The sequence below is a fragment of the Corallococcus sp. CA041A genome (assembly GCF_003612075.1).
GTDB lineage: Bacteria > Myxococcota > Myxococcia > Myxococcales > Myxococcaceae > Corallococcus > Corallococcus exiguus.
On record NZ_RAWF01000367.1, the window covers coordinates 1 to 7,801 of the forward strand.

Here is a 7,801-nt window from a genome sequence, read left to right on the forward strand (position 1 = left end):
GTCCCCGCCCCCGGCAGCCCTTGCGTGGAGTGAGACCCGGGTGCGCAGTCTGCTCGATGACGTGTATCGCCTGAGCAGGAACAGCAAGGAGCTGACGCGGGCCGCGAAGCTGGTCCAGACCTGCGTGGACGCAGTGCCTGACAACGTGGACTGCCGGCTGGCGGCGGGCCTCACCCACGAACGGCTCCGGTCCATCGACAAGAGCGTGAGCCACTACCAGGCCTTCCTGCAGTACGCGTCCCCCACCGATCTCCGGCGGAGCGCCGTGACGGATCGACTGGCGGCCTTGCTGCAGCGCAAGCCCCAGGCGCAGACGCCCGCCAACGAGGCGGAGCTGGAGTCCTCCCGAAGCGCCGTCCTGATGCACCTGACGCGAGGCCGCCCGAAGGAAGCACTCGACGCAGCCAACCAATGCGTGGCGCGGCTTCCCCGGGAGCCGGACTGTTACCTGTTGCAGGGTGACGTCCTGGCGAAGATGAATCAGGCCTCTGAGAGCACGCGAAGCTATGAGCGCTTCATGGCGTACGCGCCCGCGAATCATCCGCGGCGTCCCGATGTCGTGCAGAAGCTCGTCGAGCTGCGGGCGACCGCCCCCTGAGAACCCCTGCGGCTTCACGCTGTCCGCGGGAGGGGCTGCTCGCGAACCCGGCAGGCAGGGGGCCTTCATTCGGGCTTTGCTGGCTTCCGTATAGGATGCGCGCCCCATATGGAACTGCAAGCCGGAGATACCTTCGGACGGTATGAGTTGGTGTCCTGGCTGGGCCGGGGCGGGATGGCGGAGACGTGGCGCGCCCAGCTGGTGGGCGCGGCGGGCGTCACCAAGTCCGTGCTGATCAAGAAGGTCCTTCCGGAGTACGCGGACGACGAGGCCTTCATCTCCATGTTCATCAGCGAGGCGCGCATCTCCGCCACGCTGTCCCATGGCAACGTCGCGCAGGTCTTCGACTTCGGACAGGTAGAGGACGAGTATTTCCTCGCCATGGAGTTCGTCGACGGCAAGCCGCTCGACAAGGTGATCAAGCGCGCGAAGAAGGCGGGCCTGGGGGCGCTGCCGATTCCCGTGGCGGTCTTCATCGCGATGGAGATGTGCCGGGGCCTGCACTACGCCCACTCGCGCACGGACGGCAGCGGCCAGCCGCTGGGCATCGTCCACCGGGACATCTCTCCGGACAACGTGCTCGTCAGCTACGAGGGCCAGGTCAAGATCGTCGACTTCGGTATCGCGAAGGCGCAGCTGCTGCGCGGCTTCAAGACGGAGCCCGGCGTGGTGAAGGGCAAGTACCTCTTCTTCTCCCCGGAGCAGGCGCGCGGTGAAGAGGTCGATGCACGCACGGATGTCTGGGCCACCGCTGTCGTGCTGTACGAGTTGCTGTGCGCGAGGCTTCCGGTGGAGGGGCCGCCCCAGACGGTGATGATGAAGATCGCCGAGGGGCAGATTCCCGCGCCCACGACGCTCCGGCCGGACCTGCCCAAGGAGCTGAATGCGCTGGTGATGCAGGCGCTGGCTCCGGACCGTGAGCGGCGCTTCGAATCCAGCCATGCCTTCGGGGATGCGCTGGCGGAGTTCCTCCATGCCCACTACCCGCGCTTCTCCTCGCTGAGCCTCGCGAACCTGTTGCGCGTGCTGTTCCGCGCGGACCTGACGCACGAGGGCCGCGAGCTGTCCGTGCCCAAGACCTTCCATGACGAGGCGAGGAAGTGGGGCGAGCCCGCGCTGGCGAAGCTCCTGGATGCCCCATCGCCAGAGCAGATCCAGACCCGGCGGATGGTGCGAGCCGTCGCGAAGCCTCCGCCCACGGAGACGACACAGCCGGATGCGCCCACGGTTCCGTCAGGTCCTTCGCGCAAGGTGCTCTACGGCGCGAGCGCGGCAGGAGGCCTGGCCGTGGCTGGAGCCTGTCTCTGGCTCCTCGTGGGCTCGCGTTCGCCGGAGCCCGTCGCGCAACCCGCGCCTGTGCCCCAAACGGTGGCGGTCGAAGCCCCCGCCCCGAAGGTCGAACCCGAACCGCCCGCCCCGAGTCCGGTGCAGGAGCCGGAGCTCGTTGCGGAGGTTCCGGACATGAGTCCCACCGAGCCAGAAGCCGCGCGGCCCGCGCATCCCACCCGGAAGCCGGCCAAGCCCGTCCGCGCGACCCAACGCGTCCAGGCCGAGGAGCCGGAGCCCGTGCCCGTCGTCGAGCAGCCCACGGTCGTCGCGGCCAGCGCCGTCCAGGAGCCGCGGCCCGCCGTTCCGGAGAGCGAGCCCGCGCCCAAGAAGGGCGTCTTCGGACTGCTCGACTCCAAGCGGCAGGAGGTGCAGCAGAAGGTCTCCTCGCTCGTGAAGACGAAGCAGCAGGAGGTCCAGCAGAAGGTCTCCGGCCTGATGCAGAGCAAGGACTACGACGCGGCCCTGGAAGCGGCCAACGACTGCGCGGCGAACAACCCAGACATGCCGGAGTGCTATCTCATGCTGGGGGCCGTCCACGCGAAGCTCAACCATCCCCGGGAGAGCACGCAGCACTACGAGACCTTCCTGAAGCTCGCACCCACGGACCACCCGCGCCGGGCGAAGGTCGTCGAGATGCTGGGAAAGACCGGCAACGCGGGTTGAGCGGTCCGCCTTTCCACTCGCTGACATCCCAAGCGGCCGAGCAGGAGAAAGACAGTCTCGATTCTGTCCTCCCTGGAATCTGGGTTTAGAATGTCCGCCCCATGGCACTGCAAGCGGGCGACGTCTTCGGGCGGTATGAGCTGGTCTCCTGGCTGGGCCGGGGCGGCATGGCGGAGACGTGGCGCGCCCAATTGGTAGGCGACGCGGGCGTGACGAAGCCCGTGCTCATCAAGAAGGTGCTTCCCGAGTACGCCAACGACGAAGCCTTCATCTCCATGTTCATCAGCGAGGCGCGCATCTCCGCCACGCTGTCCCACGGCAACGTGGCCCAGGTCTTCGACTTCGGCCGGGTGGACGGTGAGTACTTCCTGGCCATGGAGTTCGTGGATGGCCAGCCGCTGCACCGCGTCCTCAAGCGCGCGTTGAAGAGCGACCTGGGTGCCCTGCCTGTTCCTGTCGCGGTCTTCATCGCGATGGAGATGTGCCGGGGCCTGCACTACGCGCACACGCGCACGAACAGCAGTGGCCAGCCGCTGGGCATCGTCCACCGGGACATCTCTCCGGACAACGTGCTGCTGGGCTACGAAGGCCAGGTCAAGATCGTCGACTTCGGCATCGCCAAGGCGCAGCTCATCCGGGGCTTCAAGACGGCGCCCGGGGTGGTGAAGGGCAAGTACCTCTTCTTCTCTCCGGAGCAGGCGCGAGGGGAGGACGTGGACGCGCGCACGGACGTCTGGGCCACGGGCGTCGTGCTCTATGAGTTGCTCTGCGGGAAGCTGCCGGTGGAGGGGCCGCCGCACGTGGTGATGATGCGCGTGGGACGCGGGGAGATTCCCGCGCCGAGCGTGCTCCGGCCGGACCTGCCGCGAGAACTCAACGACATCGTGATGAAGGCGCTGACTCCGGACCGGGAGCATCGCTTCGAATCCAGCCATGCGTTCGGGGATGCACTGGCGGGGTTCCTGTATTCGAACTTCCCGCGCTTCTCCGCCATGACCATCGCGCACCTGTTGCGCGTGCTGTTCCGGGGAGACCTGGCGCAGGAGGGCCGGGAGATGTCCGTGCCGGGCTCCTTCCTGGAGGAGCTGAAGTCCTGGCGACAGCAGCCCCTGCCGGAGGAGCCGGTGACGCCGCGGCCCTCGACCGAGCGCCAGACCCGGCGCCTCCGGGCGGCCACTCCTCCACCGGTCACGGAGACAACCCAGCCCCGGTCCATCGTGGCGTCGCCTGGAACCTCACGCCCGCTGATCTATGGGTTGAGCGCGGGAGGACTGATGGTCGTGGGCGTGAGCGTGTGGCTGCTGATGGATGCGCACGCGCCCGTGCCCCACGAAGGAGCGCCGCCGCCTCCGACGCCGATCCGCGCGCCCGTCACTGTCGAAGCGCCAAAACCAACGCCTGTCGTGGCAGCCGCGCCCATCGTGGCACCGCAAGAGAGGGTGGACGACACCACCCCGACCACTGACGAATACACTGTCTCAGGTGTCAGGATCCGTCCCGACTCCATTGACAAAATACAGGCAAGAGTCCGGGAACTCATCAGATCTGATCTCAATTCAGCACTTGAGCTGGCACAAGCCTGCGCAGCCAGAATGCCCAAGATCCCCGAGTGCCACCTCATGCTCGGCGTCACCCATGCCAACCTCAAAGACTTCAAGAAGAGCGAGCAATCCTACGAGACATTCCTAACACTCACCCCTGCAGGCTACCCCAAGAGAGATCTTGTCATCAGGGCCTTGGAGCAAACGCAGAAATCGAATTCGCCGCACCACCTCGCTTCCGTGAAGGAGGGCGATGCAGTCAGCGAGGTGAACAAGGAATGGGTGCGGACGCAAGCGCTCTTCAGGCAGCTCAAAATCGTCCACGGCTGCGAGGCCATGCCGATGGCGTGCACCCTCTACGGCAGGCTCGCGGACGACTTCGACGAGGGCGGCAGCAGGACACCGACCCTCAAGCAGGTGAGGAGCATGTACGACCTGCTCCAGGCCGTGCAGCGTCGTCAGGAGTAGGCGCCCCCAGGTGGCGCGCCCAGTCCTACAGTTGTAATTGGGAAGAATCGATCCTCCCCCTCCTTTTTCTTCAACAAGCGGAGGACTGCGGAGTCTTCCGAACTACAGCTGTAGGACTAGAGTGCCTTCATCCTCAAAGGCGTATTTTCAATCACCAAGCGATTCTAGACGCAGGACTTCCAACCCATGGCACTCCAGGCAGGCGACACCTTCGGACGGTATGAGTTGGTGTCCTGGCTGGGCCAGGGCGGCATGGCGGAGACGTGGCGCGCCCAGCTGGTCGGCGACGCGGGCGTCACCAAGCCGGTCCTCATCAAGAAGGTCCTGCCGGAATACGCCAACGACGAAGCCTTCATCTCCATGTTCATCAGCGAGGCGCGCATCTCCGCCACGCTGTCCCATGGCAACGTCGCCCAGGTCTTCGACTTCGGCCGGGTGGACGGTGGGTATTTCCTCGCCATGGAGTTCGTGGACGGCCAGCCGCTCCACCGCTTCCTCAAGCGCGCGATGAAGAGCGGCATGGGCACCCTGCCCGTTCCCATCGCCGTCTTCATCGCGATGGAGATGTGCCGGGGGCTGCACTACGCGCACACCCGCACGGACAGCAGTGGCCAACCATTGGGCATCGTCCACCGCGACATCTCCCCGGACAACGTGCTCATCAGCTACGAGGGCCAGGTCAAGATCGTCGACTTCGGCATCGCCAAGGCCCAGCTCATCCGGGACCTCAAGACCGAGCCCGGCGTGGTGAAGGGCAAGTACCTCTTCTTCTCCCCGGAGCAGGCGCGCGGAGAGGACGTGGATGCGCGCACGGACGTCTGGGCCACCGGCGTCGTGCTCCATGAATTGCTCTGCGGGAAGCTTCCCCTGGAGGGACCGCCCGCGGTCGTGATGATGCGCATCGCTCGCGGCGAGCTCCCATCGCTGAGCGAGTCACGGCCGGACCTGCCGGCGGCGCTCCAGCGCATCCTCCTCAAGGCCCTGCATCCGGACCTGTCCCAGCGCTTCGAGTCCAGCCATGCCTTCGCGGAGGCCCTCGCTGGCTTCCTGTACGCGAACCACCCGCGAGTCTCCTCGCTGAGCCTGGCGCATCTGCTGCGGATGCTGTTTCGTGAAGACCTGCTGTCGCATGGCCGCGAGCTGTCCGTCCCGGACTCCTTCCAGGAGGAGCTGGAGTCCTGGCGCGAGCAGGAACCGGCACTCGCGAAGAAGCCCCCGAATCCCAGGCCGCTGCTCCATACCGGCAGGATCCCCCTCCCCGAATCCTCCAGCGTCGAAATCGTGGAGGAGGAGGCCCCGTCCGCGCTCGCCCCCGCGACCTCGCGCAAGTGGATGCTGGGATTGAGCACCACGGGTGTGGCGCTCGGGGCCAGCGTCCTGTGGTTCTTCTCCTCCGCCGTGCCGCCGGAGCCCCTTGGAGCCGCGAGCCCCATCGAGCGTCCCTCCAGCACGGTTCAAACCCTTCCCAATGATGCACGGCCTTCCGCGGTCCCCCAGACGATAGGCAGCGCGCCCCTCACCGTGGCACCGCTTCCGGAAGCGCCCCTCTCGCTGGCCAACTACCAGGACCGCGTCCAGGCGCGCGTGCAGCAGGGAGCGATCCAGGACGCAGTGGACCTGGCGCACCAGTGCGCGAAGCAGTTCTCCCAGGAAGCGGAATGCCAGCTCCTGCTGGGGATGCTGTACGCGCGACTCAATGACAGCCGCACCAGTGTGACGCACTATCAGCGCTTCCTGGAGTACGCCCCGGATACGCACCCCAGCCGCGCGAAGGTGGTGCGGGTCCTGGACGATGCGAAAGCCCTCTCGTCGGCCTCCGGCCGCATCGTGAAGCCGGAGACCTTCGCCGACATGATGGAGACCGGCCGCACGGCCTTCCGCGACGAGAAGTACCCGGAGGCCGCCGCCACCTTCCGGAACGCGCTGGCCATGAAGCCGGGCTCGGTCGAGGCGAAGCTCGAGCTGGGCCTGACGCTCATCAAGCTCAAGCCGGGCACGTCCAAGGACCACAGGGAGGCCGTGAAGCTCCTGGAGGCCGTCACCTGGAAGGATCCCGGCATCCGGCGAGCCTGGCTGGGTCTGGAGACCGCCTACACCCTGGTCGGCAACAAGGCCAAGGCCAAGAAGGCCCATGACCGGTACCTGCTGATGTCCCCCAGGAACATGGCGAACCCAGCGAAGGCGAGAGAGCGGCTCAAGAACATCGGCTTCTAGTCCGCGCCGGGTTGGAACCCCAACCCCTCCGCCACCTCCGCGTCCGTCAGCTCGCGCCACGCCCCTTCCGCCACGTCCAGCACCACCCGCCCCACCGACTCACGGTGCAGCGTGAGCACCGGGTGCCCCACCGCCGCGAGCATCCGCTTCACCTGGTGGTGCCGCCCTTCCGTGAGCGTGAGCGCCACCACGTCGGGCGCACGGAGCATGGCTTCCGCCGGGCGCGTGGGGCCGTCCTCCAGCGTCAATCCCTCTCGCAGCCTCGTCAGCGCCGCCTCCAGGGGATGCCCCTCCACGCGCGACACGTACCGCTTGGACAGGTGCGTCTCCGGCGCCGTCGCGTGCCGCACCAACCGCTCGTCGTTGGTGAAGAGCAGGAGCCCCGTGGTGTCCCGGTCCAGGCGCCCCACCGCGTACCACTCGAAGCCTTGAAGCTCCGGCGGCAGCACCGCGCGCAGCCTTTCGAAGACAGTGCCCACGCCTTCTGGATCCGACCCGTGCACCACCGGCCCCGAGGGCTTGTGGAACATCAGCGCCCGCACCTGGCGCGTCAGCGCGCGCTCCACGCCGTCCACGCGCACCCGCGTCCCCTGCCCCACCGGCGCGAACGGCTCCCGCTCCACCCGGCCGTCCACCTCCACGCGGCCTTCGCTTATTGCCTGCTCGGCCTCGGTCCGGGGCAGCACGCCGGCCCGGCCCAGCGCTCGCGTCAGCCAGTCCGCGCCCGGGCCCGCCGGGGTCTCCGGTCCCCTGCGCCTCGCGGCCTCCAGCCACCTGGGCGTCCGTTGCTTGCGCGCCATGCGTCCTCCCGTCCGCGCCCGCTGTATCAGATGCGTCACGCCAGCGGATTTCCCCGAACACCCTGGAGATAAGTACGAGCAGGAGGGCTTCCAGGGGGGCACCGCGCCGTTTGACTCCCCCAGGCGGCTCTGCGCATGTGCGCGCCCGCCGTGTCCACGCGTCCCTCCGAAACCGCTGAAGCCCCGCC

At 67.5% G+C, this 7,801-nt stretch carries 4 protein-coding genes and 1 pseudogene; 4 read left to right on the forward strand and 1 reads right to left on the reverse strand.

Going from position 1 to position 7,801, the window contains the following annotated elements; all coding sequences use genetic code 11:
• The 4 genes and pseudogenes from D7V77_RS38665 to D7V77_RS38680 all read left to right on the forward strand — a co-directional run.
• Positions 1-598: pseudogene (locus D7V77_RS38665) on the forward strand (serine/threonine protein kinase); the annotation flags it as partial.
• Positions 599-706: 108 nt separating this feature from the next.
• Complete coding sequence (locus D7V77_RS38670; RefSeq protein WP_120581233.1) at positions 707-2,590, forward strand: serine/threonine-protein kinase; 1,884 nt, start codon at positions 707-709, stop codon at positions 2,588-2,590.
• A gap of 101 nt (positions 2,591-2,691) precedes the next feature.
• Complete coding sequence (locus tag D7V77_RS45260; protein ID WP_233597498.1) at positions 2,692-4,599, forward strand: serine/threonine-protein kinase; 1,908 nt, start codon at positions 2,692-2,694, stop codon at positions 4,597-4,599.
• 186 nt (positions 4,600-4,785) lie between these two features.
• Positions 4,786-6,813 (forward strand): serine/threonine-protein kinase, encoded by a 2,028-nt coding sequence (locus D7V77_RS38680; protein WP_120581234.1) that lies wholly within the window; start codon positions 4,786-4,788, stop codon positions 6,811-6,813.
• Here the strand turns inward: D7V77_RS38680 and D7V77_RS38685 are convergent.
• Complete coding sequence (locus tag D7V77_RS38685) at positions 6,810-7,613, reverse strand: pseudouridine synthase (protein WP_120581235.1); 804 nt, start codon at positions 7,611-7,613, stop codon at positions 6,810-6,812. The two genes, D7V77_RS38680 and D7V77_RS38685, sit on opposite strands and share 4 nt — an antisense overlap.
• Between the last annotated feature and the right edge of the window lie 188 nt (positions 7,614-7,801).

Bases quoted from the DNA above. Each gene is read 5' to 3' on its own strand.
- D7V77_RS38670 (WP_120581233.1), top strand. From the start codon at position 707: ATGGAACTGCAAGCCGGAGATACCTTCGGACGGTATGAGTTGGTGTCC.
- D7V77_RS45260 (WP_233597498.1), top strand. From the start codon at position 2,692: ATGGCACTGCAAGCGGGCGACGTCTTCGGGCGGTATGAGCTGGTCTCC.
- D7V77_RS38680 (WP_120581234.1), top strand. From the start codon at position 4,786: ATGGCACTCCAGGCAGGCGACACCTTCGGACGGTATGAGTTGGTGTCC.
- D7V77_RS38685 (WP_120581235.1), bottom strand. From the start codon at position 7,613: ATGGCGCGCAAGCAACGGACGCCCAGGTGGCTGGAGGCCGCGAGGCGC.